The sequence below is a fragment of the Roseateles violae genome, from assembly GCF_030410485.1.
Taxonomy (GTDB): domain Bacteria; phylum Pseudomonadota; class Gammaproteobacteria; order Burkholderiales; family Burkholderiaceae_C; genus Roseateles_D; species Roseateles_D violae.
This window is the reverse complement of record NZ_JAUHHC010000007.1, coordinates 130,635-156,160: the sequence shown is the minus strand read 5'-3', so window position 1 is coordinate 156,160 and position 25,526 is coordinate 130,635. Positions and strand designations below refer to the sequence as shown.

Sequence of the window (25,526 nt, the reverse complement as noted above, 5' to 3'; positions counted from 1 at the left end):
AAGAAGATGCAGCAGCCGCTTGTCAGCCCGCGCGGCATCGACCATCTTGCGCTGCGCGTGCGCGATCTCGAGGCTTCGATCGCCTTCTATTGCGGCCTGCTCGGCTGCCGCATCGAGGCGCGCAACGAGGCGGCCGGCCTGGTCCATCTGCGCGCCGGCGGCCAGATGCTGGACCTGGTCTGGCGCGAGGGACGCATGGGCCGCACGGACCGCTCCAGCGCCACCGCGCCCGGTGCCGAAGCGGCGGCGCCCAATCTGCACCACTTCTGCCTGGTCTGCGCCCCCTTCGACCCGGCCGCGCTGTCGGCGCGATTGGACGAAGCGAAGATCGAGCGCAGCGCCAGGCCGCAGACCAATCTGGGCGCCGAGGGCGATGGCAGCTCGATGTATGTGCTCGACCCGGATGGCCATCTGGTCGAGTTGAAGTTCTACCCGCCGAGCGCTGCCGCCTGAGCGCAAGCCCCAAGGAGAGCACCATGCCCCTGAGCCAGCGCATCGTCCAGGTCTGCCTGTTCCTGGTCGCCTTCATCGCGCTGGCCGGGGGCGCGCTGCAGCTCTATCTGGGCCAGCCGACGACGACGCCGCGGCTGGACAATGTGCACCGTTTCATGGCCGGGGTCTACTTCTCGACCGGGCTGATCAATCTATGGGCGGCGCTGACGATCCGGCGGCAGGGCACCCTCGTCTATCTGCTGGCCTTCGGCGTGCTGATGGCGGGGCTGGGACGGCTCTTGTCGATCAGCCAGGTCGGCCTGCCGGAGCCCGCCCTGGTGTGGCTCGGCTATCTGGTGCCCGAGCTGCTGCTGCCGGTCGTCATCGCGCTTGCGCATGCGGCGACGCAGCGGCAGCAGGCGAGAATAGACAAGCGATGACGGCGATCGTGATCCGCCCCGCGCTGCCGGCCGACGCGCCGGCCTGCATCGACCTGCGCGGCCGCACGCGCCAGAACGCCGTGCCGGCCGAGCGTCTGGCGGCGCTGGGCATCACCGCCCAATCATGGTCGGCGCAGATCGCCTCGGGCCGCCTGCCCGGCCATGTCGCGCTGCTTGCCGGCGAAATGGTCGGCTATTGCTTCGGCGACGCCGACAGCGGCGAGATCGTCGTGCTGGCCCTGCTGCCGGACTACGAGGCGCGTGGACTGGGCCGCACGCTGCTGCAGAAGGTGATTGACGAGTTGCGGGCGGCGCATGGCCATGGTCGGCTCTTCCTCGGCTGCTCCAGCGATCCGGCCAGCCGCTCGCACGACTTCTACCGGCATCTGGGCTGGCGGCCGACCGGCGAGATTGACAAGTACGGCGACGAGCTGCTGGAACTGCTGCCGCCGAACTGACTCGGTCAGGACTTGGGTGGCAGCCGCGCCTGCAGCGCACGCCATTCGCCGTCGCGAGCGACTTCGCGCATCCAGTCCTGCATCTGGCGCAGCGCCGCGCAGCTGGCCAGCTCCTCGGGAACCGGGAAGGCCTGCTGTGCGGCCTTGACCTGGGCCGGCGTCACGTCAATCTCGTCGGCCGACAGACCCAGGCGCTCGCCGACGCGCGCGCCGATCGCCACATCCACGAGGCCGCGCCCCTTGCTCGCCAGCAGCTTGGCGATGGCGACGCAATTCTGGCGGCGGTTGGCGTCGCGCACCGCCTCCGCCGAGCAGCTCGAACTGAAGCCACCAGCACCCAGCCACCCGAGCGCGAACGCCGATTCGCGGCCGATGGTCTCGAGCTGCAACGTGGAGCGCGCCCCGACCGGCGCATCGGCCGGCAGCGCCTCGTCGATGCCTCCGGTGAAACGGCCAAAGCCACCGTCCATGGTTTCCGCCCCGGCCGCGCGGTGCAGCGCCTCCTCGACGCCCGAGGCATCGCCGCGCTGGCGTGCTTCGCTCAGCATCCCCAGCCAGGGCCAGGCGTTGCCGGGCTCCAGCTGCGTCCAGCGGCGCAGGCTCAGCTGCTGGCAAGCCGGGCCGGCGCCAGGCCGGCTGCAGGCCTGCCAGGCCAGGCCGTAGGCGCGTGGGTCGCTGCTGCCGGCCGCCGCCGCCGCGGCGCCCTCGGTGTCGTTCTGTATCAGCCGTGCCAGCACCCGCGAGAACGCATCGCCGCGCGCCTGCAGCGTCGCGACAGCCTGGGCGCGCAGCGTCTCAGCCTGTGCTTCCCACTGTCGCTGCCAATCCGGCGGCGGCGCGTCCGAGGCCGACGCGTCCGGCGGCAAGCTCACCCAGCCCACGCCGCAAACCTCGATCGCCCCGGGCGGTATCGGCTCGGCCTTGGCAAAAGATGCGCCGGCCGCGAACTTCTTGACCACGGCCTTCGGCGGCTCGACCATCGCCACGGCCTCGACCCGAATCGGCAGCGGCAGCGGCATGGGAAGCTCCCGCCGCTCCGGCAGCAGGACCAACAGCAATATCAAAGCCAGGCCGGCCAGCGCCCAGGCCAGGCGCCGACGCACCGGCCTCATCCGGCCAGCGCCTCGCGCACCGCCGCGACCTGGCGGCGCGAGACGGCCAGCCATTCGTCGACATGGGCGATGCGCACCGCCCAGCCGCCGTCGGCGCCATCGCCATTGCCGCCGGCGCCATCGAGCCCGCCGAAATCGGTGGCCGCATGGCGCTCCAGCTCGCGCACCGCCGATTTGGCCACCAGGGCATTGCGGTGCACGCGCAGGAAGCGCTCGCCCAGCCGCGCCTCGTAGTCGGACAGGCTGCCGTCCATCACCAGGCTCTGGCTGGCCGTGCGCAGGGTCAGGTATTTCAGCTCGGCCTTCAGGTAAAGCACCTCGGCCAGCGGCACGCGCAAGAGGCGGCCACGGTCGTTGACGACGATCACATGGGCGTTCGCGTCCTGGCCTGGCTCGGCCTCGGCCGCCGACTGCGATTGCACGGCGGCGCGCTCGGCCAGGCGCTGGGCGACGCGCGCCAGGCTGGCCTGCAGGCGCTCGCGCCGCACCGGCTTGGTCAGGTAGTCGATCGCGTCGAGCTCGAAGGCGCGCAAGGCATGCTCGGCATGGGCGGTGACGAAGACGATGGCCGGCGGCAGCGGGCTGCCCTCGCCGGCGGCGGCGCCGGCGCCGCGCTCGCGCAGCGCATCGGCCAGTTGCAGGCCGTCCGAGCCTGGCATCTGCACATCGAGCAGGATCAGGTCGCAGGCATGCTCGCGCAGCCAGGACTGCGCCTGCGAGGCGGTGCCGGCCTCGGCGACGACCTCGGCGGCCGGTTCCTTGCAGGCCTCCAGCAGGCTGCGCAGGCGCAGCCGCGCCAGCGGTTCGTCGTCGACCAGCAGGACCTTCAGCGCTTGGGCAGCCATATTCAGCGGTTTGTCATCGGGGCAGGAGGATGCGAACGGTAAAGCGGTGCGGCTCCGGGTTCAGCTCGAAGCGCGCGGCCACATCATGCATCAGGCGCAGGCGCTGCCGCACATTGCGCAGCGCCAGGCCGTGACCGGAGGTGCGCGCCGGCGCGCCGACGCTGTTGATCACGCGGATCTCGACCTCGGCGCCACGCCGCAGCGTCTGCACCTCGACGTCGCCGCCCGCGTCGTTCGGCTCGACGCCATGGCGCACCGCGTTCTCGACCAGCGGCTGCAGCAGCAGCGGCGGCACGCGCGCGGCGGCGGCCGCCGGGTCCAGGCTCCAGCGCACGCGCAGCCGCTCGCCGAAGCGGATCTGCTCGATGTCCAGATAGCGCCGCGCCAGCTCCACCTCCTCGTCCAGGCTGACCGCCGCCGTCGCATCGGCCAGAGCGACGCGGAACAGCTCGGACAGGTCCTCCAGCACGCCCTCGGCCCGCTGCGGATCGACGCGCACCAGCGCGATCGCGCTGTTCAGGGTGTTGAACAGGAAATGCGGGCGGATGCGCGCCTGCAGCTCGACCAGCTGCGCCAGTGCATCGGCGGGCCGCTGCGAGCGCTCGCGCAGCTTCAGCCAGGCCAGCAGCAGGCCCGCGGTGGCCGCGCCGGTGATCGCGATGCTGGCCAGGCGGAAGGCGCCACTGGGCTCGTCGCTGGCCAGGTTCAGCAGCTGCCAGCCCAACGAGGCGGTCGCCGCGCCGAGCGCCATCAGAGCCAGCCATTGCCAGAGCTCGGGCAGGCGGCCCAGCGGGCGCCGCGCCGCGCAGACCAGCAGCAGCCACAGCAGCACGGCCGACATCGTCACGACGGTGCCGCTGGCCACCGCGCGCATCCATTGCGCCAGATCCTGCGTGGCCAGGCCCAGGCCCAGCGCCAGCAGGCCCTGCACGCCCAGCACCGCGCGCAGCACCAGGCCGACATGGCAGACGTCGAACACGCGGCCCGGATCGAACAGCGGCGCCAGCGGCTGGCCGGCATCATCGGGCTGGGTCGGCGCGAAGCCGAGGATGCTGGTCAGGCTGCTGCTGTCGGACCAGACGCTGTCGCGGGCGGGCTTGTGGATCGAGGAGGAAGAGGAATCGGCCATGGCGTTGCGGCAAGCGGGCGCGGAATGGGGGCCCGATAGAATCGCGTCTGTCTTGTTTCGCTTCATTGTGCCCCTGCCCAGGCCCACGCCCACCATGTCGTCTTCACCGATCTCCGACAACCAGCTCGCCAACAAATCCCAGGCCTGGTCGGCCCTGTTCTCGGAACCGATGAGCGATCTGGTCAAGCGCTACACGGCCAGCGTGTTCTTCGACAAGCGCCTGTGGGCGGCCGACATCGCCGGCAGCCTGGCGCACGCCGAGATGCTGCAGGCGCAGGGCATCCTGTCGGCCGAGGACCACGCCGCCATCGAGCGCGGCATGGCCCAGATCAAGAGCGAGATCGAGGCCGGCAGCTTCGAGTGGAAGCTGGACCTCGAGGATGTGCATCTGAACATCGAGGCGCGGCTGACCGAGCTGGTCGGCGTCGCGGGCAAGCGCCTGCACACCGGCCGCAGCCGCAACGACCAGGTGGCCACCGATGTGCGCCTGTGGCTGCGCGGCGAGATCGACGAGCTGTCGCTGCTGCTGAACGCCTTGCAGACGGCCCTGGTCGAGGTGGCCGAGAAGAACGCCGAGGTGATCCTGCCCGGCTTCACCCATCTGCAGGTGGCGCAGCCGGTTTCCTTCGGTCATCACCTCTTGGCCTATGTCGAGATGTTCGCCCGGGATTCGGAGCGCCTGGCCGATGTGCGCCGCCGCGTCAACCGCCTGCCGCTGGGCGCCGCCGCGCTGGCCGGCACCAGCTATCCGCTGGACCGCGAGCGCGTCGCCCGGACCCTGGGCATGGTGGATGACAAAGGCGTAGCCTGCGTCTGCCAGAACAGCCTGGACGCCGTCTCCGACCGCGACTTCGCGATCGAGTTCACGGCGGCCGCCTCGCTGGTGATGGTGCACGTCTCGCGCCTCTCCGAGGAGCTGATCCTGTGGATGAGCCAAGCTTTTAGCTTCATCGACCTGGCCGACCGCTTCTGCACCGGCTCCAGCATCATGCCGCAGAAGAAGAACCCCGACGTGCCCGAACTGGCGCGCGGCAAGACCGGCCGCGTGGTCGGCCATCTGATGGGCCTGATCACCCTGATGAAGGGCCAGCCGCTGGCCTACAACAAGGACAACCAGGAGGACAAGGAGCCCTTGTTCGACACGGTCGACACCTTGAAGGACACCTTGCGCATCTTTGCCGAGATGGCCGGCGGCATCACGGTGAAGCCCGAGGCAATGGAGCGCGCCGCGCTGAAGGGTTATGCGACCGCCACCGATCTGGCCGACTACCTGGTCAAGAAGGGCCTGGCCTTCCGCGACGCGCACGAGATCGTCGCGCATGCGGTCAAGACGGCTATTCAGGCAGGCGTCGACCTGTCGCAGCTGCCGCTGTCCGAGCTGCAGAAGTTCGATGCGCGGATTGGCGAGGACGTGTTCGAGGGCTTAAGCCTGCGCGGCTCGCTGGAGGCCCGCAACATCCTCGGTGGCACCGCGCCGGCCCAGGTGCGCGCCCAGGTCGCGCGGCACCGCGCCCGCCTGGCCCAGGCCTGATCCTGATCCCGCACAAGGCCGGCGCCGCCGGCCGCGCGCAGACTCGCAGCCCATGAATCACCCTGCCCTTGCCTGGACCGACAAGCTGGTCCTCAACCATGCCCAGCTCGATGACACGCACGAGGAATTCGTCGAGCTGCTGAATGCCTTCGGCGCCGCGCTGGACGCCGGCAGCGATGCGCTGCCGGCCTTTCGCGAGCTGCTCGCGCATACCGAGGCGCATTTCGCCATGGAGGAGGGCTGGATGGCCGCCGCCGGCTTCGAGCCGGTCAACTGCCACAGCAGCCAGCATGCGATGGTGCTGAACGTGATGCGCGAGGTGGTTCGCTATGCCACCGAGCTGAACGACCGCGAGCCGCTGACCATCGTGCGCACCGAGCTGGCGCAATGGTTCCCGGCCCATGCCGAGATGATGGACGCGGCCCTGGTCGAGCAGATGCGGCAACTGGGCCTCGATGGGCAGGCCGAGCCGCAAAGCGCCTGCTGCAGCGGCAGCAGCAACTGCGCCTGACTTCCGCGCCCGCGCACGGCGCTCTAATTCCCTGGCTCACCAATTCCCTACTTGGCGAGCCTCCGGCGCCTGTTGTACGATGACTGACAACAAACCGCCAACGATGCAGCAACAAGGCGGTCCCATCCCTACCGGAGACAAGCCGCCATGCACCAAAACCGTCGCTCCCTGCTTGCCAGCGCCGCCCTCGCCCTGAGCGCCATTCTCGCCACGCCGCTGGCGCAGGCCCAGGACAGCTGGCCCGCCAAGCCGATCAAGCTGGTCATTCCCTTTGCCGCCGGTGGCACCAGCGACATCCTCGGCCGCCTGATCGGCGAGAAGCTGCAGGTCGCGCTGAAGCAGACCGTCATCGTCGAGAACCGCGCCGGTGCCGGTGGCGTGCTGGGCGCCGACGCGGTTGCCAAGTCGCCGGCCGATGGCTACACCCTGCTGCTCGGCACGATCGCCAGCCATGCGATCAATCCGGCAATGAAGCCGAGGATGCCCTATGACGCGCTCAAGGACTTCGCGCCGGTGATCCTGCTGGGCAGCATCTCGAACGTGCTGCTGGTCGGCACCGAGCAGCCCTACAAGAACGTCCAGGACCTGATCGCCGCCGCCAAGGCCAAGCCCGACAGCATCGCCTTCGCCTCGGCCGGCCAGGGCAGCTCCCAGCACATGTCCGGCGAGCTGTTCAAGCTGCTGGCCGGCGCCGACCTGGCCCATGTGCCCTACAAGGGCAGCGCGCCGGCGATCCAGGACGTGATCGGCAACCAGATCCCGTCCAGCTTCGAGACGGTCACCGTCGCCCTGCCGCACATCCAGGCCGGCAAGGTGCGCGCGCTGGCCGTCACCTCGGCGCAGCGCGCCGCCGCCCTGCCCCAGGTGCCGACCATGCAGGAGGCCGGCGTGCCCGGCTTCGACGTCGCCAGCTGGCAGGCGCTGTATGCGCCGGCCGGCACGCCGGCGGCCATCGTCACGCGGCTCAACGGCGAGGTCGAGAAGATCCTCGCCCAGCCCGAGGTCAAGGCCAAGCTGGACGGCCTGGGCCTGGTGCACGGCGCCAACAGCCCGGCCCAGTTCGCCGATTTCAACCGCCAGGAAATCGCCAAGTGGACGCGCGTGGCCAAGGAAGGCAAGGTCACGCTGGACTGAAGACAACGAGATCGCCATGAGTGCAGTAGCTGCCCCGCCCCCCTCCCGCCCGCCGCTGACCATCCGCATGCATGCGGACGACAACGTGGCCATCGTCGCCAACGACGGCGGCCTGCCGGCCGGCGCCCTGCTGCCCGAAGGCGTGCCCGGCGCCGGCCTGACGCTGCGCGACCAGGTGCCGCAGGGCCACAAGGTCGCACTGACCGACATCGAGGCCGGCGGCGTCGTGCGGCGCTACAAGGTGCCCATCGGCTATGCCTTGAAGGACATCCCGGCCGGCAGCTGGGTGCACGAGCGCCTGCTACAGATGCCCGCGGCGCGCGCGCTGGAGGGCCTGCCGATGGCCACCGTCAAGCCGCCGTCGCTGACGCCGCTGGACGGCTATACCTTCGAGGGCTACCGCAACGCCGACGGCTCGGTCGGCACGCGCAACATCCTGGCGATCACGACCACCGTGCAATGCGTGGCCGGCGTCGTCGCGCAGGCGGTGGCGCGCATCAAGGCCGAGCTGCTGCCGCGCTATCCGAACGTGGACGACGTGATCGGCCTCGAGCACAGCTATGGCTGCGGCGTCGCCATCGACGCGCCCGACGCGGTGATCCCGATCCGCACCCTGAAGAACATCTCGCTGAATCCGAACTTCGGCGGCGAGGTGATGGTGGTCAGCCTGGGCTGCGAGAAGCTGCAGCCGACGCGCCTGCTGCCGCCGGGCAGCTTCGCCATCGTCGACGAGCGCGACCCGGGCGCGGGGCCGGAGACGGTCTGCCTGCAGGACGAGGCCCATGTGGGCTTCATGTCCATGCTGGACGACATCCTGCGCAGCGCCGAGCCGCATCTGGCGCGTCTGAACGCGCGCCGGCGCGAGACGGTGCCGGCCAGCGAGCTGGTCGTCGGCGTGCAGTGCGGCGGCAGCGATGCGTTTTCCGGCGTCACCGCCAACCCGGCGGTCGGCTTCTGCGCCGACCTGCTGGTGCGCGCCGGCGCCACCGTGATGTTCAGCGAGAACACCGAGGTGCGCGACGCGGTCGAACAGCTGACCAGCCGCGCCGCCACGCCGGAGGTGGCCGAAGCGATCGTGCGCGAGCTCGGCTGGTACGACCGCTACCTGGACCGCGGCCGCGTCGACCGCGCCGCCAACACCACGCCGGGCAACAAGGCCGGCGGCCTGTCCAATATCGCCGAGAAGGCGATGGGCTCCATCATCAAGAGCGGCAGCGCGCCGATCTCGCATGTGCTCTCGCCCGGCGAGAAGCTCGGCCGCCAGCAGCGCGGCCTGGTCTATGCGGCCACGCCGGCCAGCGACTTCATCTGTGGCACCCTGCAGCTGGCCGCCGGCATGAATCTGCATGTGTTCACCACCGGCCGCGGCACGCCCTATGGCCTGGCCGAATGCCCGGTCGTCAAGGTCGCGACGCGCAGCGATCTGGCGCGGCGCTGGCACGATCTGATGGACCTCAACGCCGGCCAGGTCGCCGACGGCGAGGCCAGCATCGAGGAGCTGGGCTGGCAGCTGTTCCGTCTGCTGCTGGACGTGGCCAGCGGCCGCCGCAAGACCTGGGCCGAGCACTGGAAGCTGCACAACGCGCTGGTGCTGTTCAATCCCGCGCCGGTGACCTAAAGCCCGGGCTAATCCGACACCCTGCTGCCAGCCGCTGGCAGCAGCGCGCGCGACAATCCGCGGCATGGCCGCCGAACCGCCCTCCAGCCCCCTGCCCGAGCGCCTGATCGCGCATCTGGACATGGACGCGTTCTACGCCTCGGTGGAGCTCTTGCGCTATCCGGAGCTGAAGGGCCTGCCGGTCGTGATCGGCGGGCGGCGCGAACATGCGCCGCGCCTGCGCGAGGACGGCACGCGCGAGTTCGCCAAGCTGCGCGACTACACCGGCCGCGGCGTGGCGACGACCTCGACCTATGCGGCGCGCGACCTGGGCGTTTTCTCGGCCATGGGCCTGATGAAGGCCGCGCTGCGCGCGCCCGACGCCATCCTGCTGCCGACCGATTTCGACCGCTACCGCCACTACTCGCGCCTGTTCAAGGCGGCCGTCGCCGAGCTGGCGCCGGTGATCGAGGACCGCGGCATCGACGAGATCTATATCGATCTGAGCGCCGTGCCGGGCATCCGCGAGCCGGTCGGTCATGACCCGCTGGGCGGCATCCGCTCGGTCGCGCGCGAGATCAAGAACTCGGTGCTGCGCGCGACCGGGCTGACCTGCTCGATCGGCATCACGCCGAACAAGCTGCTGTCCAAGATCGCCTCCGAGATCGACAAGCCCGACGGCATCACCGTCCTGCTGGCCGAGGAGATCCCGGCGCGCATCTGGCCGCTCTCGGTGCGCAAGATCAACGGCATCGGCCCCAAGGCGGCGGCCAGGCTGGCGGCGCTGGGCATTGAGACGGTCGGCCAGATCGCCGCGGCCGAGCCGGCCTGGCTGATCGAGCAGTTCGGCAAGAGCTACGGCGCCTGGCTGCACGAGGCCTCGCATGGCCGCGACAACCGGCCGGTGGTCACCTTCAGCGAGCCGGTCTCGATCAGCCGGGAGACCACCTTCGAGCGCGATCTGCACGCGGTGCACGACCGCGCCGAGCTGGGCCGCATCTTCACCCGGCTGTGCGAGCAGCTGGCCGGCGATCTGGAGCGCAAGGGCTACCAGGGCCGCACCATCGGCATCAAGCTGCGCTTCGAGGGCTTTCACACGGTGACGCGCGACCTGACCCTGGACGAGCCGATCGCCGATGCCCAGGCGCTGCGCCGCGCGGCCGGCAGCTGCCTGAAGCGCGTCAATTTCGACAAGCGCCTGCGCCTCTTGGGTGTGCGCATCGGCAATCTCTCGCATCCAGGCGATGCACCACCGGCCGCCAAGGCCAGGAAGACGGCGCGCGGCGCGTCGGCCGAGGCCCCGTCCGGCGCGGCGCGGCCGGAGACCCTGCCGCTGTTCTGATCAGGCGCCGGCGTCCAGGCTCGCCTGCAGCTTCTTGCTGAGGCCGGCGCGCACCAGCTGGTAGGAGCGCTCGACCAGCGCCTTCAGATCGGCCAGCGGCAGCGCCCTGGGGTCGCTCAGCTGCACCCAGCGGTGCCGCGCCATATAGGGCGCCGGGGCGAAACCGGGCAGGTCGCTGAGCTCCAGGAAGCGGTGCTCGTCGACCTTGAAGGAGCAGGAGGTCCAGGGCCCGGGCTCGTGGCCGCCGACCAGGAACATCTTGCCGCCGACGCTGGCGACCCAGTCGGCGCCCCATTTGATGTCCATCGTCGCGCCGGGCATGGCGGCGGCGTGTTGCTTCAGGGCGGCAAAACTCATCGCGCGAATCCTCGTGGTCGATCAGCGGTTCGGCAGGCGCCACAGCCAGACGGCGACGGCCAGGCAGCAGGCGCCGGGCAGCCAGCACCAGGCCAGCGGCAGCCGCGTGGCGGCGTAGACCGAGCTGAGCGCCATCATCAGCGTGGCCAGCTGCTTGGCCCGCAGCGGCACGGCACGGCGCTCGCGCCAGTCGCGCACCAGCGGGCCGAAGACGCGGTGCTGCAGCAGCCAGGCCTCGCAGCGCCGGCTGCCGCGCGCGAAGCACCAGGCGGCCAGCAGCACGAAGGGCGTGGTCGGCAGCAGCGGCAGAAAGATGCCGATGATGCCCAGCAGCAGCGACAGCACGCCGGCCAGCAGGAACAGCGGCCGCAGCAGCCGCGCCTGGCTCGGGTTCATGGCAGCGGCTTCACGTCGAAGGCGACGGTCAGGCGCATGCCCCCATCGTCGAAGGGCACCGTGCCATGCCAGAAGCAGGATGGGAACAAGACCAGGCGGCCGGCGCGCGGCTGCTCGATCCGCTGCGGCGCCAGGCCCAGATCCAGATCGGGCTCGCCGAACTTGATCCAGCCGGCCGGGCCCTGCCGATCGACCGCCGCCGGCAGCGCGACGTAGTAGCAGGAGCTCAGCCAGCCATGCGCGTGCACATGGTTGGTGTGGAAGCCCGTGCTGCGCAGCCGCGAGGACCAGGAATCGGTGAAGCGCCAGCCGCTGCCGCGGCGCCGCAGGAAGGGATGCTCGGCGTCGACGGGCAGCTCGGCGACATAACGGTCGATCGCCTCGGCAAGCCGCCGGCGCAGCGCGACGATCAGCGGATGGTCTTCGTCGAGCAGATTGCCGCGCGTCTGCGTGCCCTCGCGCAGGCTCTGGTCGATCGGCGCACGCCGGTCGGTATGGCGCCGGGTCAGTTCGGCCGCCAGCGCGGCATTGAAGGCCTCCATATCGGCAAAGCCGTCCGGCGCCGGCAGATCGAACACGCGCACCAGGCGCGCATAGTCGTTCAGCCAGGGCTCGCGCGGATCGCCAAGCGCGCGCCAGGCCAGGCCCAGCAGCGCCAGCACATGCTGGTCCTGCGGCGCCAGCGCCAGCGCCGCCTCGGCCTGCGCGGCCGCCTCGGCCGGCCGGCCGGCGGCCAGCAGGCTGTGTGCATGGTTGGAGCGCGCGGTCGGGTCGGCCGGCGCCAGGCGCACCGCCTGCTCGTGCGCGGCCAGCGCCTCTTCATGGCGGCCGAGCCGGCTCAGGGCCAGGCCCAGTCCGTCGTGATAGCCGGAGGCCGCCGGCGCACGGGCAATGGCGCGGCGGAACAGCTCCACCGCCTCGGCATGGCGCTCGGCGTTCAGCAGCAGGCGCGCATGGATGCCGGCGGCCGTCGCCGAGGCCGGCGCCGCCGCCTCGGCCGCGCGCAGCTCGGCGGCGAAATCGGCATCGCCGGCATTCCAGCGCAGCCGTGCCAGGTCGTACAGCGCCAGGCCGTGCTGCGGATCGCGCGCCAGCGCGCGCCGGTAGGCGGCCAGCGCCTCGTCATCGCGGCCCAGGCTGCGCAAGGTATTGCCGTGGTTGTAATGGGCATCGGCGACGTCCAGGCCCAGCGCCTGCGCGCGCTCGTGCGCGGCCAGCGACAGCGCATGCTGCTGCTGGCGCTGCAGCACGACGGCGCGGTTGTGATGCAGCGCGGCACGCTCGGGTGCGGCGGCAATCGCCGCGTCCAGGCTTTGCAGGGCGGCCGCCAGATCGCCGGCCTCTTCCTCCAGCATCGCGCGCAGCTGCAGCATATTGGCCGCGCCGGGCTTGCAGCGCAGCGCCTGCGCGATCGCCACGCGCGCCTCGGCGCCGCGCCCCAGGCGCTGCAGCATGCGCGCCTGGTTGTAATGCGCCTCGGCCAGGCCCGGCATCAGCTCGGCCGTGCGCCGGTAGCAGACCTCGGCCTCGGCGAGGCGCTGCAGGTCCTCGCGCACATTGCCCAGCGCGAACCAGGCCTGCGCCTGGCGCGGCGCCTGCTCGGCGACCTGGGCCAGCAGGCGCTCGGCCGCGGCCAGATCGCCGCGCGCCTGCGCCTGCAGGCCGGCTTGCAGCATGGACGGGAGGGTGGCGGCGTTGCTCATCATCGGCCGGCAGTTTAGCCAGTCCTGCCGCGGCTCAGACCAGCAGGCGGCCGCGAAAGCCGCGCGCCGCGTAATAGGACTGGACGCCGTTGTGATAGGTGAAGACCTGGCCATAGCGCCGATCGCAGAACAGCGCGCCGCCAAGCTGGCGGATCGCCGCCGGCGTGCGCACCCAGCTGGAGGTCTTCAGGTCGAACTCGCCCAGCGCCTGCAGCGCGCGGTACTGCGCCTCGTCCAGCAGTTCGATGCCGATGGCCGCGGCCAGCTCGACGGCGCTGCCGGCCGGCTTGTGCTCCTTGCGCGCCGCCAGCGCCGCCTCGTCGTAGCAGAGGCTGCGGCGGCCCGCCGGGCTCTCCGCCGCGCAGTCGCAGAAGAGCATGCGGCCGCTCGCCTCCTCGCGGCCGATCACGTCCGGCTCGCCGCCGGTCTGCTCCATCCGCTGCAGCAGCTCGAGCGCGCCCGGCTGCGCCGCCAGCCGCGCCAGCACCTCGGCCCAGGCAATGCCCGGATGGCGCCGGCCATATTGCTCGAAACGGGCCTGCAGCAGGCCCAGCAAGGAATCGCGTTCGGCTGTCTTCATCGTGGCCGCAGTGTAGGCAGGATCCGTGGATACAGTAGGGCACCGGTCCGCCCCCACGCCGAAGCGACAGAAAGACGACGCCATGCCCGTGATTACCTGCATCGAAGACCTCAGAGTGCTGGCCCAGCGGCGCGTGCCGCGGATGTTCTACGACTACGCCGACTCCGGCTCCTGGACCGAGGGCACCTACCGCGCCAACTCCGAGGACTTCCAGCAGATCAAGCTGCGCCAGCGGGTCGCCGTCAATATGGAGAACCGCAGCACGGCGACGCAGATGGTGGGCGTGCCGGTGGCGATGCCGGTGGCAATCGCACCGACCGGGCTGACCGGCATGCAGCATGCCGACGGCGAGATCCTGGCCGCGCGCGCGGCCGAGGCCTTCGGCATCCCGTTCACCCTGTCGACGATGAGCATCTGCTCGATCGAGGACATCGCCGCGCACACCCAGGCGCCGTTCTGGTTCCAGCTCTATGTGATGCGCGACCGCGACTTCATCGAGCGCCTGATCGACCGCGCCAAGGCGGCCAACTGCGGCGCGCTGGTGCTGACCCTGGACCTGCAGATCCTCGGCCAGCGCCACAAGGACCTGAAGAACGGCCTGTCCGCACCGCCGAAGCCGACGCTGGCCAATCTGATCAATCTGGCGACGAAGCCGCGCTGGTGCATGGGCATGCTGGGCACCAAGCGACGCCAGTTCGGCAATATCGTCGGCCATGTGCGCGGGGTCGAGAACATGGGCTCCCTGTCCGAATGGACGGCCAAGCAGTTCGACCCGCAGCTGAACTGGGGCGATGTCGAGTGGATCAAGAAGCGCTGGGGCGGCAAGCTGATCCTGAAGGGCATCCAGGACGTCGAGGACGCGCGCTTGGCCGTCGCCAGCGGCGCCGACGCGCTGATCGTCAGCAACCATGGCGGGCGCCAGCTCGACGGCGCCGAATCCAGCATCCGCGCGCTGCCGGCCATCGTGGAGGCGGTCGGCGCAGACATAGAGGTCCATATGGACGGCGGCATCCGCTCGGGCCAGGACGTGCTGAAGGCCTGGGCCCTGGGCGCGCGCGGCACCTATATCGGCCGCGCGATGCTGTACGGCCTGGGCGCCATGGGCGAGGCCGGCGTGGCCAAGGCGCTGGAGATCATCCATCGCGAGCTCGATCTGACGATGGCCTTCTGCGGCCATACGCAGTTGGCCCAGGTCGACCGTGGCATTCTCTTGCCGTCCAGTCTGCCGCGCTGAGCGGGCCCCCATGGCCGCGCTGTCAGCGGGCCCCAAGCAAGGCCGGCTAAGATGAGGGCATTCACAAGCCGTTACTCCCACCCGGCTGTTCACGATGAGCGAGTTACGCGCCCTGCTGTTGACCGATGTGGTCGACAGCACCCACCTGTCCACCCTGCTCGGCGATCAAGATATGGCCGCGCTGTGGGCCGCCCACGACCGAGTCGCCCGTGATCTGCTGCCGCCGCATGGCGGCCGCGAGATCGACAAGACCGACGGCATGCTGCTGCTGTTCGAGCAGGCCAGCCAGGCGCTGGCCTATGCACGCGCCTATCACCAGGCGCTGGAAGGCCTGCACATCCCGCTGAAGGCGCGCGCCGGCCTGCATGTCGGGCCGGTGATCCTGCGCGAGAACGAGGCGGCCGACATCGCCCGCGGCGCCAAGCCGCTGGAGGTCGAGGGCCTGGCCAAGCCGACGGCCGCGCGGGTGATGGCGCTGGCCAAGGGCGGCCAGACCCTGCTCAGCGCCGCCGCCGTGCAGGCGCTGGGCGAGCTCGCCGGCGAAGAGCGGGCGCAATCGCATGGCCATTGGCAGATGAAGGGCGTGTCCGAGCCGCTAGAGCTGTTCGAGGTCGGCGCCGGTCCGTTCAGCGCGCCGCCGGACGGCGAGAAGAGCTACCGCGTCGCCCGCGTCGGCGAGCGCTGGCTGCCGATCAAGGCCGTGCCCAACAATCTGCCGCCCCAGGCGACGCCCTTCCTCGGCCGCGAGCGCGAGATCGACGAGGTCAAGCGCCTGCTGGAGGGCACGCGCCTGGTCGAGGGCGTCCGCCTGGTGACGCTGCTGGGCATGGGCGGCCTGGGCAAGACCCGGCTCTCGCTGCAGGTGGCGGCCGAGCTGCTGGGCGACTTCCCCGACGGCGCCTGGTTCCTCGATCTGGCGCCGATCCGCGATCCGGCCCTGGTGCTGGCCGAGACCGCGCGCCTCTTGCAGGTGCAGGAAGAACCGGGGCAGCCGCTGCTGCAGACCCTGACCAAGCAGCTGCAGAACCGCCGCCTGCTGCTGGTGATGGACAACTGCGAGCACCTGATCGAGAAATGTGCCGAGCTGGCCCATGCGCTGCTGCGCGCCGCGCCGCAGCTGCGCATCATCGCCTCCAGCCGCATCGCCCTGCATGTGCCGGGCGAGCAGACCTATCCGGTGCTGCCGCTGCCGCTGCCGGGGCGCGAGCAGAGCGTGGCCGAGCTGGGACGGCTGACCGCGGTGCGCCTGTTCGTCGAGCGTGCCCGCGCGCACAAGCCCGATTTCGAATTGAACGAGCGGGAGGCCCCGGCCGTGGCCGAGCTGGTCGCGCGGCTCGAGGGCATCCCGCTGGCGCTGGAGCTGGCCGCCGCGCGCGTGCGCGTGCTGGCGGTGGCCGACATCAACAAGCGGCTGCAGGATCGCTACAAGCTGCTGACCGGCGGCAGCCGCCAGTTGCAGCAGCGCCAGCAGACGCTGCGCGCGCTGGTCGACTGGTCTTACGAGCTGCTGCAGCCGAGCGAGCAGCAGCTGCTGCAGCGCCTGGGCATCTTCGTCGGCGGCTTCGAGCTGGCCGCCGTCGAGGCGATCTGCGGCGAGGCGCCGCTCGATCCGCTCGACGTGCTGGACCTGCTCGACTCGCTGGTCGAGAAGTCGCTGGTGATGCTGGACCAGCAGCCCGGCGGCGCGACCCGCTATCGCATGCTGGAGACCTTGCGCGACTATGCGCGCGAGAAGCTGGAGGCCAGCGGCGAGCTGCTGCTGCTGACCCGCCACCATCTGGACCATTTCTTCGGCCTGGCCAAGCAGCTGCGCGACGGCCTGCAGGGCGCGCAGCAGGCCGAATGGGTCGAGCGGGGCGAGGCCGATCTGGACAATCTGCGCGTCGCGCTGGCCGCCGCGCGCAGCGGCGCCGAAGGCATCGATCCCTTCCTGGCCGTCAAGCTGCCGGTGGCGCTGCAGGGTTTCTGGACCATGCGCGGCTATCTGGCCGAGGGCCGCGAGACCGTGCGCGCCGCGCTGGCGATGCCGGCCATCCAGGCCACGGACATGGCCCATGCGCATGCGCTCTATGTCGGCGCGGCGCTGGCCATCACCCAGGGCGATCCGGCCGAGGCGCGCCGCATGCTGGAGACCTGCCTGGCGCTGCGGCGCCGGCTGCAGGACGAGACGGGCGTCGCCGCCACGCTGTCGACCCTGTCGATGGCCCTGCTGTCGATCGGCGATGCGGCGGCGGCACGCGCGGCCGAGGACGAGGCGCTGCAGCTGTTCCGCAAGCTGGGCCACCGGGTCGGCGAGGCGATTGCCCTGCAGCATCTGGGCTATATCGAATTGCGCCTGGGCCGGCCCGAGGCGGCCGCCGAGCAGTTGCGCCTGGGCGCCGCGCTGGCGCGCGAGCTCGAGAACCTGGAGGTCGAGGGTGAGTGCGAGCTGGTGCTGGGCGAGGTCGCCTTTGGCGGCGGCGAGCTGGCGTCCGCGCGCCAGCATCTGGAGCGCGCGCTGCAGCTGTGCCGCGAGGCCGGCGACAAGCGCGACGTGGCGCGCGCGCTGGCCAGCCTGGGCCGCTGCGATCTGCACGAGGGCCAGTTGCCGGCCGCGCGCGAGCGGCTGGCCGAGGCGCTGCGCGCCTTCCGCGCCTTCGAGATGCGCGAGGAACTGCTGCAAAGCCTGGACGACCATGCGCGCCTGGCCGAGGCGCGCGGCCGGCCGGCCATCGCACTGGCGCTGGGGGCCGCGGCCGAGCAGGCGCGTGTCCGCGCGGGTCTGCCGCGACCGGCCGAGGCCGGCAAGGCGCAGCAGCAACTGGAACAGCGTTTGAGTGCTCAGCTGGGTGCGGTGGCGGCCGAGGCGGCCCTGCAGGATGGCCGCGCCTGGACCTGGATCGAGGCGCTCGATCGCGCCCAGAGCCTGTCGGCGCCGGGCTGAGCGCCCGGCGGCCTTGAATCAGCCGCGGCGGCGGCGCGTGGCGAAGCCGGCAGCGCCCAGGGCGCCCAGCACCAGGGCGATCGAGGCCGGTTCCGGCAACTCGATGATCTGCAGGGTGACGGCAGCCGGATAGTCGGCGCCGTTGTTCCAGCCCTGGATGATGCCGGCCTGCGAGACGGCATAGCCCAGATGGGCGGTGGTGCCGCCGGACAGGAACTCGAAGGCCAGCGAGAAGTAGACGTCGTTGCCGCCGACCTTGGCCTCGCTGATCAGGCCCTTCTCCATCAGGAAGGGATTGGTGACCGCGGAGATGCCGTCGATGACGCCGGCGCTGTCGAAATGGGCGGCCAGCAGCCACATGTCGCCGGTGAAGTCCAGCACCTGCTTGGTCGGCTGCGGGCTCGGGTCATTGATGTTGTAGAGCTCCACATGGGCGCTCTGCACCTTCATCTTGCTCGGGCTGCAGTTGATCACGACGATGCGCACGCCGTCGACCGTCTTGCAGTCATCGGCCACATAGAAGACCGCCTCGCCACGCCAGCCCAGTTCGGCGAACGGCGCGCCGAACGGCGGATCCCAGCTGCCGACCACCAGCGTCGCCTGGGCCGGGGCCGCAAACAGGGCGGCCATCGCACAAAAGGCGCTGGCAATCAGATGGCGAAATTTCGATGACATTGTTCTTCCCCTCGTCGATACAAGTGAGCACCGCAGCAAAAAGCGGGCCACCGCGCGAGGGCGCGGTTAGCTTTCGCCTTAGATGCTTGAATCGACGGGCTAATCCGGCCGGCGCGGGACCGCTGACGGCCAGCCGCCGCCGCGCCGCTGTAAGGAATCCCGACAGCCAGTGGGCCGGCTGGCCGGCTCAGAACAGGGTCGTCACCCGCACCGTGCCGTCCATCTGCTCGGTGCTGACCTCGCTGGAGCCCTGGCGGGCGAGCCGGATCATCTGCTCATTGGTCGGCAGGATCTCGGCCACGAAGCCGCGCACGCCGGCGGCCCTGGCGTGCAGGGCCAGTTGTTGCTGCAGCTGGCTGCCCAGGCCGCTGCCCTGCCAGTCGGGGTGGACGATGAAGGCGGTCTCGGCCAGATTGGTCGAGGGGTCCAGCACATAGAGCGCATGGGCGACGACCTGCGGATCCTCGCGGCTGCCGGTGACGGCCACCACGGCCACCTCGGTCTCGCCATTGACATTGCACAGGCGCTGCACGTCGGCGATCGACAGGCCGCGGATCTTGCGGAAGAAGCGCGTGTAGACATCGCGCTCGGGCATGCGGTGGAACAGCTCGCGCACCGCGTCGCCATCGGCTGCGCCGGCCGGGCGCAGCAGCAGCTCGCGCCGGTCCTTCAGCATGACCTGGCGCTCCTCCTCGACCGCATAGGCACGCAGATTGCGCAGCTTCTGCTCGGCCGGCAGATAGCCGAGCTGCTGCGCCTGCTCGAACAGTGCCGGCCGGTGCTCCGGATGGGCGATCTGGATCAGCGCGATCGCGCGCTCGCGGATCGACTTGCCGAACAGATGGGCGATGCCGTATTCGGTGATCACGTAATGGACGTCGCTGCGCGCGATCGTCGCGCCCTCGCCGGCCGGCAGCACCGCCCGGATGCGCGAGACCTGACCCTCGGCATCGGTGGAGGCCAGGCAGATCACCGCCTTGCCGCCGGGCGAGCGCGAGGCGCCCTGCAGGAATTCGCTCTGCGCGGCCAGGCCGCCGTAGAAATCGCCGCCGAACTGGTCGGCGCAGACCTGGCCGCTCAGATCGACCGAAAAGGCCTGCGTCACGGACACCATCTTGTGCTGGCGCGACACCGTCCAGGCGTCGCAGACCGCCTCGATCGGCTGGAAGGAGAACAGCGGGTTGCCGTCGATCAGCTCGTAGAGCCGGCGCGAGCCCATCGCAAAGCTGCAGACGATCTTGCCCGGCTGGTTGCTCTTGCGCTTGCCGGTCAGGATGCCCTTCTCCAGCAGCGGGATGATGGCGTCGGTGATGACATCGGAATGGATGGCCAGGTCCCGCCGGTCGCTCAGGTATTTGAGCGCCTCGTTGCTGAAGCGGCCCATGCCGATCTGCAGCGTCGAGCCGTCGTCGATGATGCTGCCGATATAGCGGGCGATGCTCTCGACCACCGGCCCCGGCTGCGTCGGGTGCTGGTATTCGATCACCGGCGTGTCGATGGGCACCAGATGGTCGATCTCGCCGACATGCAGCATCGAGTCGCCCATGCTGCGCGGCATCGCCGGGTTGACCTCGGCGATCACCAGGCGTGCCCGCTTCAGCGCCGCCGGGATCACGTCCACCGAGATGCCCAGGCTGACATAGCCGAAATCGTCCGGCATCGAGACCTGGATCAGCGCGACGTCGACGCGCACGCGGCCGATCGCGATCAGCTCCGGCACGCGCGCCAGCGAGATCGGCACATAGTCGGCCAGACCGCGGCGCACGGCCGAGCGCATGTCCTGGCCGACGAAGAAGCTGCGGTGGCGAAAGCGCGTCAAGGGCTGGCCCTCGGCATCGTGCGCGACCGCATGGTCGGTCAGGAAATGCACGAGCTCCACATCGGCCGGCGTCGGCCGCAGCGCCTCCAGCGCCGCCACCAGCGCGCGCGGCGTCGCGCAGGCGCTGCCGACGAAGACATGGTCGCCCGGCTGGATGCGCGCCACCGCCTCGGCGGCCGTGCAGACCCTGTCGGCGCAGCCGGCCAGGCGCGGATCGATGCCGGCGTCGGCCGGATCCGGGCCGGCAGCGGCCTGCCGGCGTGCGGCCCAGGCGGCGGTCAGGCGGGCCAGCAGGCCGGCGGCTTGTTGCGTCATGCGGCGCTCCCGGTGGCCAGCTTGGGCGCGTCGAGCACCTGGCAGGCATGCTCATAGCCTTGCTGGACGATCTGGTCGAAACGGTTCCATTGCAGCATGCCGACCCGGTCCAGCGGCGGGTTCATATAGACGTCGGTCAGCTTGCGCACCTCGCGCTGGCGCGAGGTGCTGTACAGAATCGTCACGTTCATCAGATAGGCGGCCAGCGAGGGCAGCTTGTAGCGGCGCTGCTTGCGCGGGCGCAGCCGGTCGCGCAGCAGCGCCCAGGTGCCCGGCACCTCGGCATGCTCGATGCGGCGCGGCTTGCGGAAGCTGAGGTCGACGCCGATCACGCGGCCGATGCCGCGCGTGCTGCGCATCACGTCGACCGGGAAGTTGTTGAAGGTGCCGCCGTCGCAGAGCAGGTCGCCGTCGCTGATCAGCGGCGGCAGGGCGCCCGGTATCGCGATGCTGGCCAGGATCGCATTGCGCAGCGAGCCGCTGCGCACGATCTGCTCGCTGGCCTTCGAGTAGTTGGTGGCGACGCAGTAATAGCTCTTCCACAGATCCTCGACCTGCGCATCGTCCTGACCGGTCAATTCCTCCAGCCCCTGCTTGACGATGCGGCGCAGGCGCCGCCCCTTGATCAGCGAGAGCATGGGCAGCAGATTGAAGTCGCCGGTCGGGTTGGAGGAGAAGGCGCGCCGCGCGCTGCGGGTCACCGCGTCCGAGCTCTGGTCGGCCGCGACATAGGCGGCCATCACCGAGCCGATGCTGGTGCCACCGACGACGTCGATCTCGATGCCGCGCTCCTGCAGGGCGCGGTGCACGCCGATATGGGCCAGGCCGCGCGCGCCGCCGCCGGCCAGCACCAGGCCGACGCCGGTGCGGCTGACCATGCGCGCCAGCCGCGCCATATCGCGCGTCAGCTCGGGCCGGATATGGCGGTGGTCGGCCAGCGGCCGGCGCGCCAGCCAGGCCGCGGTGCCGCTGGGCGAGCGGCGATCGGCCGGATGCAGCAGCACCAGGATCTCGGCTGCGTCGGTGCGCGCCGGACGGCGCACCAGGCACTCTTCCTCGATCGGATGCAGCAGCGCCGGCTGGTCGGCATCGGCCAGCAGCAGCAGTTCGTCGCAATGGCGGGTGCAGCGCGAGGTCCAGGGCGTGGCGGTGGTGTCTGAGAGCAGCAGCACGAAGTCGTGCGCCGCCTCGATCTCGTCCAGGCGCACGGCGATGCGGCGGTTCGCGTCGACGTCGCTGGACGCGCGCTCGGTGATGCCGGGCTCGCCGAGGTCGGCATCGAGCCAGGCCGCATCGATGACGACGACACGGCCATGCGTGCCCAGCTGCTCGGCCAGGCTGGCGGCAAAGCCGGCCAGGTCGACACCGGCGCTGACCGGCAGCAGGCCCACGGTCACCGGCCGGTCCATCGAGGTGCGCGAGGCCTCGGTCTGCAGGCGCTGGATGATCTGGCGCGTCAGCGCGATCGAGACCTGGGCGCTGATCGACAAGAGGCGCTTGAACTCGGCCTTGCCCAGGCGCACCAGCACCGAGTCGCGGATCGCGACCAGGGTCGCCGAGCGCGGCTCGTCGGTATAGAGGCTCATCTCGCCGACGATCTGGCCGCGCGCGATCTCGCGCACCATGCGCTGCTCGCCATACTCGTTGGTGATGTAGGCGCGCAGGCGGCCGCTGACCAGCAGGTACATCGCGTCGCCGGCCTCGCCCTGCTTCATCAGCGGCTGGCCGCCGGCAATCTCCACCCATTCCAGATGCTCCAGCAGCAGTTCGATCGCACTCGGTTCGACATCGCCGAGCAGGGTCGGCAGATGGCGCATCAGCAGGGCATCGAGGTGTTGCGGGCGATCGGAAGCCTTGGGCATGGGGTGAGCGGCAATACAGACGGAGGATTGCGCTGAATGTACCGCGAGCGCAATGGCGGCGAATCAGCGCAATACCCGATCCCCAAGGGACAAGAGGCGCCAAGGCCTCTTGCTGCTGCCGGGGCGTACCGGCCCCTAACCCCCTTTCGGGGGTGAGTGATGCTCAGAACTTCATGTGCAGGTTAAGGTAGTACTGGCGGCCGCTCTCATGCCAGTAGCCGGGCGCGTTCTCGCTCAGGTCGTAGGTATGGCGCAGCGGGTTCAGCAGATTGTTGCCGTCGAAGGTCACGCTGATGTCCTTGGTGATCTTGAAGCCCAGCGACAGGGCCAGGCTGCCGTAGCCGTCGTAATAGCGCAGGCCGTTGTACTGCGTGATCACGCCGTTCGTCATCAGCGGCACATTGGTGCCATTGCCGACGAAGCCGGTCGAGTAGTCGCTGCGGTAGTTCCAGGCCAGGCTGGCGCTGAAGCGGTCGTCCTCGTAGTAGCCGCGCAGGTTGTAGGTCCACTTCGAGGTGCCCAGCATCTCGACGCCGTCGGCATCCTTGGAGTCGACGTAGGTGCCGTTGACGTTGACGCCGAAGCCGCCGCCGATCGGCAGTTCCAGCGCGCCTTCGGCGCCCTTCAGCTGCGCCTTGACGCCGCGCCGCGAGCTGACCACATAGGGGCTCATCGCATTGGTCGAGGTGTTGAAGTACTCGACCACCGAGGTGCCGGCCTTCACATAGTCGTGCAGGTGCTGGGCGAACACGCCCACCGAGGCCAGCGCCCGCGGCGCGAAGTACCACTGCAGGGTCGCGTCGACATTGTTGCTGGTCACCGGCTTCAGCCGCGGGTTGCCGCTGGTGCCGGTCAGCAAGGCATTGTTCAGCGAGACCGCGCCGGCCAGCTCGTTGTAGTTCGGCCGGCCCATGCTGCGCGACAGCGAGCCGCGCGCCAGCAGATCGCTGCGCAGCTGCCAGGCCATGTTCAGGCTGGGCAGCGCCGCCGTGTGGCTGGTCGACACCTGCTGCGGGATGTAGGTGGCGAAACGCGAGCCGACGATGGCGCCCGGCACATTGCAGGGCTGCAGCGGCACGCATTGGCCCGGGCCGGTGCCCGAGGTCAAGGCCTGGTAGGACAGCGAATCGACCGTCGTCTTGACCATGCGCAGGCCGGCATTGCCCGACACCTTGTCCGACAGCTCGAAGTCGCCCATCAGATAGATCGCCTGGTTGCTCTCGTCGACGCGATAGCCGCCGGCCCAGTTGCGGCCCTGGACCGGATCGAGGTAGTAGTACTTGTCGACGAAGCCCTGGATCTGCGCGGGATCGAAGCGGAAGGGATTGCGCGGGAAGTTGCCGTCCAGGCCGCTGGCCCAGTCGCTCGGGTACAGCGTCGCCGGCACCGGCACGTCACCCGGCGTGACGATGGCGCCCGGCGTCTGCGCCAGGCCGATAATGGTCGGGCCGAAGCCGGCGAAGCCCGGCTCGTCCTGGGCCTTCCAGCGCGGCGCGGTCACTTCGTAGAGCCGCGTGTGCTTGGAGCCGCGCACGCCCCATTTGACGGCGCTCAGCCAGCTGTTGCGCACCTGGTACTCGGCGTCCAGATGCAGGTAGTTCTCGCTGTCGCGCGAATCGGCGCGAGCACCCGAGGGGATCAGCTGCACGAAGCTGGATACCTGGCTCAGGTCGATAGCCTGGCCGGTCGCCGAGTTCGTCAGCGCGAAGTCGGTCGGGTTCGACTGGTTGATTTTGTAGCTGAGGTTCGGATTGACCAGGCCGAAGGTCAGCGAGGGCTGCGAGTTCGTCGCGCCGCGGCCCGCCGTGTAGCCGTAGCGGGCGCGCAGGCTCAGCTCGTCGTTGGCATTGACCTTCAGGTCCAGGTCGTAGAACGAGGTCTCCGACTTGGCACCCTGGCGCAGATTGTGGTCGAACTGCATGCCACCGACGCTGGCGGTCGAATTGGCCGGGCGCACCAGATCGGCCTTGACGATGGTGTTGCCGTCGATCACCGGATTGCGGATCAGCCAGCCGTTGGCGACCAGATTGGTCGGCACCGCATAGGCGGAGCTGTTGTAGTTGTCGGCCTGCAGCTCGGCCTTGAAGGCGCTGGCGTTCAGCTCGACCACGCGGTTGGGCTTGAACTGCACGGCCCCGAAGCCGCCGGCGCGCTCCCGCTTGCCCTCGAACATGGCCAGGTTCAGCGAGCCCGGCATGCGCTTGCCGGCCAGTTCCGGATTGCCCGAGGCAGCCGCCTGGGCGGCGCTGATCACGCCATAGCTGAAGGTCTCCTCGCCATCGCGGCGCAGGCTGCGATCTTCCTTGAATGCCTGCAGCAGCACGCCGAAGGTGTTGTCGGCGCTCTTCCAGGCGATCAGGCCGCTGAGCTGCGGGTCGATCTTGTCCGGCAGGTCGGCATAGACGGCGCCGACGGCGATCTCGCCGCTGAGCGACTTCTGGAAGTCCAGCGGACGGCGCGTGATGATGTCGATGCTGCCCGAGATGCCGCCCTCGGTCAGGTCGGCGCGCTGGGTCTTGTAGACGATGGACTGGCCGATCAGCTGCGAGGGCATCATGCCGAAGCCGACGCTGCGCACGCTGGACTGCTGGTCGCCGACATGCCAGTCGCCCGAGCTCAGCGAATGGCTGTTGACGGTCACCAGGTTCAGGTTGGGGCTGGTGCCGCGGATCGAGACGCGCTCGGCCTCGTCCATGGCGAGCGCGCCGCCGAACTGCACATTGACGCCGGGCAGGCGCGACAGCGCATCGGCGATGTTCTTGTCGGGCAGCTTGCCCACGTCCTCGGCCGAGACGACCTCGACATTGGTGTCGGCATTGCGCTTGGTGTCGAGCGATTTGGCGATCGAGGCGCGGATGCCGGTGACGACGACCTGCTCGAGCTTGGCCTTTTCCTCGGCCTTGGGCGGCGCAGTCGGCTCGTCGGCGGCGCGGGCGTTCAGCGCCGCGCCGAGCAGGCCGGCCGACAAGGCCGTCGAGAGCGCGGCCGCGACGGGGGTGCGATGGAATTTCATGGCGTCTCTTTCTGTTCTTGGGACGCGCGGCCCAGCGGGCGGCGGCGTCGGGTCGATCGAGGACCGGCAGCACGGCGACCGCAGCGGCCAGAACCGCGCCGCCGGGATCCGGCACCGG

General features: G+C 70.2%; 21 protein-coding genes. 10 read left to right on the top strand and 11 right to left on the bottom strand.

All coding sequences use genetic code 11. The features are described from left to right. The first annotated feature begins 6 nt into the window (after positions 1–6). The 3 genes from QWJ38_RS22810 to QWJ38_RS22800 are packed head-to-tail and all read left to right on the top strand — an operon-like array spanning position 7 to position 1,330. Complete coding sequence (locus QWJ38_RS22810; protein ID WP_290361440.1) at positions 7–453, top strand: VOC family protein; 447 nt, start codon at positions 7–9, stop codon at positions 451–453. A gap of 23 nt (positions 454–476) precedes the next feature. Continuing rightward, entirely contained in the window at positions 477–872 is a 396-nt protein-coding gene (locus QWJ38_RS22805; protein ID WP_290361439.1) for a DUF4345 domain-containing protein, read from the top strand. Next, positions 869–1,330, top strand: a complete 462-nt coding sequence (locus QWJ38_RS22800; protein ID WP_290361438.1) for a GNAT family N-acetyltransferase — start codon at positions 869–871, stop codon at positions 1,328–1,330. The genes QWJ38_RS22805 and QWJ38_RS22800 overlap by 4 nt, the downstream gene beginning before the upstream one ends. A 5-nt stretch (positions 1,331–1,335) precedes the next feature. Here the strand turns inward: QWJ38_RS22800 and QWJ38_RS22795 are convergent, their stop codons facing one another. The 3 genes from QWJ38_RS22795 to QWJ38_RS22785 all read right to left on the bottom strand — a co-directional run bounded on the left by QWJ38_RS22795 (position 1,336) and on the right by QWJ38_RS22785 (position 4,416). Then, positions 1,336–2,349, bottom strand: coding sequence for a hypothetical protein (locus tag QWJ38_RS22795; RefSeq protein WP_290361437.1), 1,014 nt, complete (start codon positions 2,347–2,349; stop codon positions 1,336–1,338). Between the two features lie 89 nt (positions 2,350–2,438). Beyond that, complete coding sequence (locus QWJ38_RS22790; protein WP_290361436.1) at positions 2,439–3,287, bottom strand: LytR/AlgR family response regulator transcription factor; 849 nt, start codon at positions 3,285–3,287, stop codon at positions 2,439–2,441. 13 nt (positions 3,288–3,300) lie between these two features. Continuing rightward, entirely contained in the window at positions 3,301–4,416 is a 1,116-nt protein-coding gene (locus tag QWJ38_RS22785; protein WP_290361435.1) for a sensor histidine kinase, read from the bottom strand. A gap of 94 nt (positions 4,417–4,510) precedes the next feature. Between QWJ38_RS22785 and argH the strand changes: the two genes are divergently transcribed. The 5 genes from argH (at position 4,511) to dinB (ending at position 10,531) form a co-directional block, all read left to right on the top strand. After that, entirely contained in the window at positions 4,511–5,947 is a 1,437-nt protein-coding gene (gene argH / locus QWJ38_RS22780) for an argininosuccinate lyase (RefSeq protein WP_290361434.1), read from the top strand. A 52-nt stretch (positions 5,948–5,999) separates the two neighbouring features. After that, complete coding sequence (locus QWJ38_RS22775; protein WP_290361433.1) at positions 6,000–6,458, top strand: hemerythrin domain-containing protein; 459 nt, start codon at positions 6,000–6,002, stop codon at positions 6,456–6,458. A gap of 147 nt (positions 6,459–6,605) precedes the next feature. Next, on the top strand, positions 6,606–7,592 hold the full coding sequence (locus QWJ38_RS22770) for a tripartite tricarboxylate transporter substrate binding protein (protein ID WP_290361432.1): 987 nt from the start codon (positions 6,606–6,608) through the stop codon (positions 7,590–7,592). 16 nt (positions 7,593–7,608) lie between these two features. After that, on the top strand, positions 7,609–9,210 hold the full coding sequence (gene garD, locus QWJ38_RS22765) for a galactarate dehydratase (protein ID WP_290361431.1): 1,602 nt from the start codon (positions 7,609–7,611) through the stop codon (positions 9,208–9,210). Between the two features lie 64 nt (positions 9,211–9,274). Continuing rightward, positions 9,275–10,531, top strand: a complete 1,257-nt coding sequence (gene dinB / locus QWJ38_RS22760; protein WP_290361430.1) for a DNA polymerase IV — start codon at positions 9,275–9,277, stop codon at positions 10,529–10,531. Here the strand turns inward: dinB and QWJ38_RS22755 are convergent, their stop codons facing one another. The 4 genes from QWJ38_RS22755 to QWJ38_RS22740 are packed head-to-tail and all read right to left on the bottom strand — an operon-like array spanning position 10,532 to position 13,567. Beyond that, positions 10,532–10,888: an MmcQ/YjbR family DNA-binding protein gene (locus QWJ38_RS22755; RefSeq protein ID WP_290361429.1), complete on the bottom strand. Its 357-nt coding sequence runs from the start codon at positions 10,886–10,888 to the stop codon at positions 10,532–10,534. A gap of 21 nt (positions 10,889–10,909) precedes the next feature. Further along, complete coding sequence (locus QWJ38_RS22750) at positions 10,910–11,284, bottom strand: YbaN family protein (protein WP_290361428.1); 375 nt, start codon at positions 11,282–11,284, stop codon at positions 10,910–10,912. Beyond that, complete coding sequence (locus QWJ38_RS22745; protein WP_290361427.1) at positions 11,281–12,990, bottom strand: tetratricopeptide repeat protein; 1,710 nt, start codon at positions 12,988–12,990, stop codon at positions 11,281–11,283. Before QWJ38_RS22745 ends, QWJ38_RS22750 begins: the two co-directional genes overlap by 4 nt. 31 nt (positions 12,991–13,021) lie before the next feature. Next, complete coding sequence (locus QWJ38_RS22740) at positions 13,022–13,567, bottom strand: DUF4256 domain-containing protein (protein ID WP_290361426.1); 546 nt, start codon at positions 13,565–13,567, stop codon at positions 13,022–13,024. A gap of 82 nt (positions 13,568–13,649) precedes the next feature. Here QWJ38_RS22740 and QWJ38_RS22735 point away from each other — a divergent pair, with 82 nt between their 5' ends. Then, positions 13,650–14,801: an alpha-hydroxy acid oxidase gene (locus tag QWJ38_RS22735; RefSeq protein WP_290361425.1), complete on the top strand. Its 1,152-nt coding sequence runs from the start codon at positions 13,650–13,652 to the stop codon at positions 14,799–14,801. Between the two features lie 94 nt (positions 14,802–14,895). Then, the gene (locus QWJ38_RS22730; RefSeq protein WP_290361424.1) at positions 14,896–17,724 is read left to right on the top strand and encodes an ATP-binding protein; all 2,829 of its coding nucleotides are present in this window, start codon (positions 14,896–14,898) and stop codon (positions 17,722–17,724) included. Positions 17,725–17,742: 18 nt separating this feature from the next. Here the strand turns inward: QWJ38_RS22730 and QWJ38_RS22725 are convergent, their stop codons facing one another. The 4 genes from QWJ38_RS22725 to QWJ38_RS22710 all read right to left on the bottom strand — a co-directional run bounded on the left by QWJ38_RS22725 (position 17,743) and on the right by QWJ38_RS22710 (position 25,408). Next, complete coding sequence (locus QWJ38_RS22725; protein ID WP_290361423.1) at positions 17,743–18,399, bottom strand: PEP-CTERM sorting domain-containing protein; 657 nt, start codon at positions 18,397–18,399, stop codon at positions 17,743–17,745. Positions 18,400–18,586: 187 nt separating this feature from the next. After that, on the bottom strand, positions 18,587–20,533 hold the full coding sequence (locus tag QWJ38_RS22720) for a bifunctional acetyl-CoA hydrolase/transferase family protein/GNAT family N-acetyltransferase (protein ID WP_290361422.1): 1,947 nt from the start codon (positions 20,531–20,533) through the stop codon (positions 18,587–18,589). Beyond that, complete coding sequence (locus QWJ38_RS22715) at positions 20,530–22,395, bottom strand: patatin-like phospholipase family protein (RefSeq protein WP_290361421.1); 1,866 nt, start codon at positions 22,393–22,395, stop codon at positions 20,530–20,532. Before QWJ38_RS22715 ends, QWJ38_RS22720 begins: the two co-directional genes overlap by 4 nt. A gap of 163 nt (positions 22,396–22,558) precedes the next feature. After that, a complete protein-coding gene (locus tag QWJ38_RS22710) occupies positions 22,559–25,408 on the bottom strand; it encodes a TonB-dependent receptor (RefSeq protein ID WP_290361420.1) in 2,850 nt (949 codons plus the stop codon). Positions 25,409–25,526 lie beyond the last annotated feature (118 nt).

What these genes read in the sequence shown, in the direction of transcription:
- QWJ38_RS22810 (WP_290361440.1), top strand. Translation starts at nt 7, where the DNA reads ATGCAGCAGCCGCTTGTCAGCCCGCGCGGCATCGACCATCTTGCGCTG.
- QWJ38_RS22805 (WP_290361439.1), top strand. Translation starts at nt 477, where the DNA reads ATGCCCCTGAGCCAGCGCATCGTCCAGGTCTGCCTGTTCCTGGTCGCC.
- QWJ38_RS22800 (WP_290361438.1), top strand. Translation starts at nt 869, where the DNA reads ATGACGGCGATCGTGATCCGCCCCGCGCTGCCGGCCGACGCGCCGGCC.
- QWJ38_RS22795 (WP_290361437.1), bottom strand. Translation starts at nt 2,349, where the DNA reads ATGCCGCTGCCGCTGCCGATTCGGGTCGAGGCCGTGGCGATGGTCGAG.
- QWJ38_RS22790 (WP_290361436.1), bottom strand. Translation starts at nt 3,287, where the DNA reads ATGGCTGCCCAAGCGCTGAAGGTCCTGCTGGTCGACGACGAACCGCTG.
- QWJ38_RS22785 (WP_290361435.1), bottom strand. Translation starts at nt 4,416, where the DNA reads ATGGCCGATTCCTCTTCCTCCTCGATCCACAAGCCCGCCCGCGACAGC.
- argH (WP_290361434.1), top strand. Translation starts at nt 4,511, where the DNA reads ATGTCGTCTTCACCGATCTCCGACAACCAGCTCGCCAACAAATCCCAG.
- QWJ38_RS22775 (WP_290361433.1), top strand. Translation starts at nt 6,000, where the DNA reads ATGAATCACCCTGCCCTTGCCTGGACCGACAAGCTGGTCCTCAACCAT.
- QWJ38_RS22770 (WP_290361432.1), top strand. Translation starts at nt 6,606, where the DNA reads ATGCACCAAAACCGTCGCTCCCTGCTTGCCAGCGCCGCCCTCGCCCTG.
- garD (WP_290361431.1), top strand. Translation starts at nt 7,609, where the DNA reads ATGAGTGCAGTAGCTGCCCCGCCCCCCTCCCGCCCGCCGCTGACCATC.
- dinB (WP_290361430.1), top strand. Translation starts at nt 9,275, where the DNA reads ATGGCCGCCGAACCGCCCTCCAGCCCCCTGCCCGAGCGCCTGATCGCG.
- QWJ38_RS22755 (WP_290361429.1), bottom strand. Translation starts at nt 10,888, where the DNA reads ATGAGTTTTGCCGCCCTGAAGCAACACGCCGCCGCCATGCCCGGCGCG.
- QWJ38_RS22750 (WP_290361428.1), bottom strand. Translation starts at nt 11,284, where the DNA reads ATGAACCCGAGCCAGGCGCGGCTGCTGCGGCCGCTGTTCCTGCTGGCC.
- QWJ38_RS22745 (WP_290361427.1), bottom strand. Translation starts at nt 12,990, where the DNA reads ATGATGAGCAACGCCGCCACCCTCCCGTCCATGCTGCAAGCCGGCCTG.
- QWJ38_RS22740 (WP_290361426.1), bottom strand. Translation starts at nt 13,567, where the DNA reads ATGAAGACAGCCGAACGCGATTCCTTGCTGGGCCTGCTGCAGGCCCGT.
- QWJ38_RS22735 (WP_290361425.1), top strand. Translation starts at nt 13,650, where the DNA reads ATGCCCGTGATTACCTGCATCGAAGACCTCAGAGTGCTGGCCCAGCGG.
- QWJ38_RS22730 (WP_290361424.1), top strand. Translation starts at nt 14,896, where the DNA reads ATGAGCGAGTTACGCGCCCTGCTGTTGACCGATGTGGTCGACAGCACC.
- QWJ38_RS22725 (WP_290361423.1), bottom strand. Translation starts at nt 18,399, where the DNA reads ATGTCATCGAAATTTCGCCATCTGATTGCCAGCGCCTTTTGTGCGATG.
- QWJ38_RS22720 (WP_290361422.1), bottom strand. Translation starts at nt 20,533, where the DNA reads ATGACGCAACAAGCCGCCGGCCTGCTGGCCCGCCTGACCGCCGCCTGG.
- QWJ38_RS22715 (WP_290361421.1), bottom strand. Translation starts at nt 22,395, where the DNA reads ATGCCCAAGGCTTCCGATCGCCCGCAACACCTCGATGCCCTGCTGATG.
- QWJ38_RS22710 (WP_290361420.1), bottom strand. Translation starts at nt 25,408, where the DNA reads ATGAAATTCCATCGCACCCCCGTCGCGGCCGCGCTCTCGACGGCCTTG.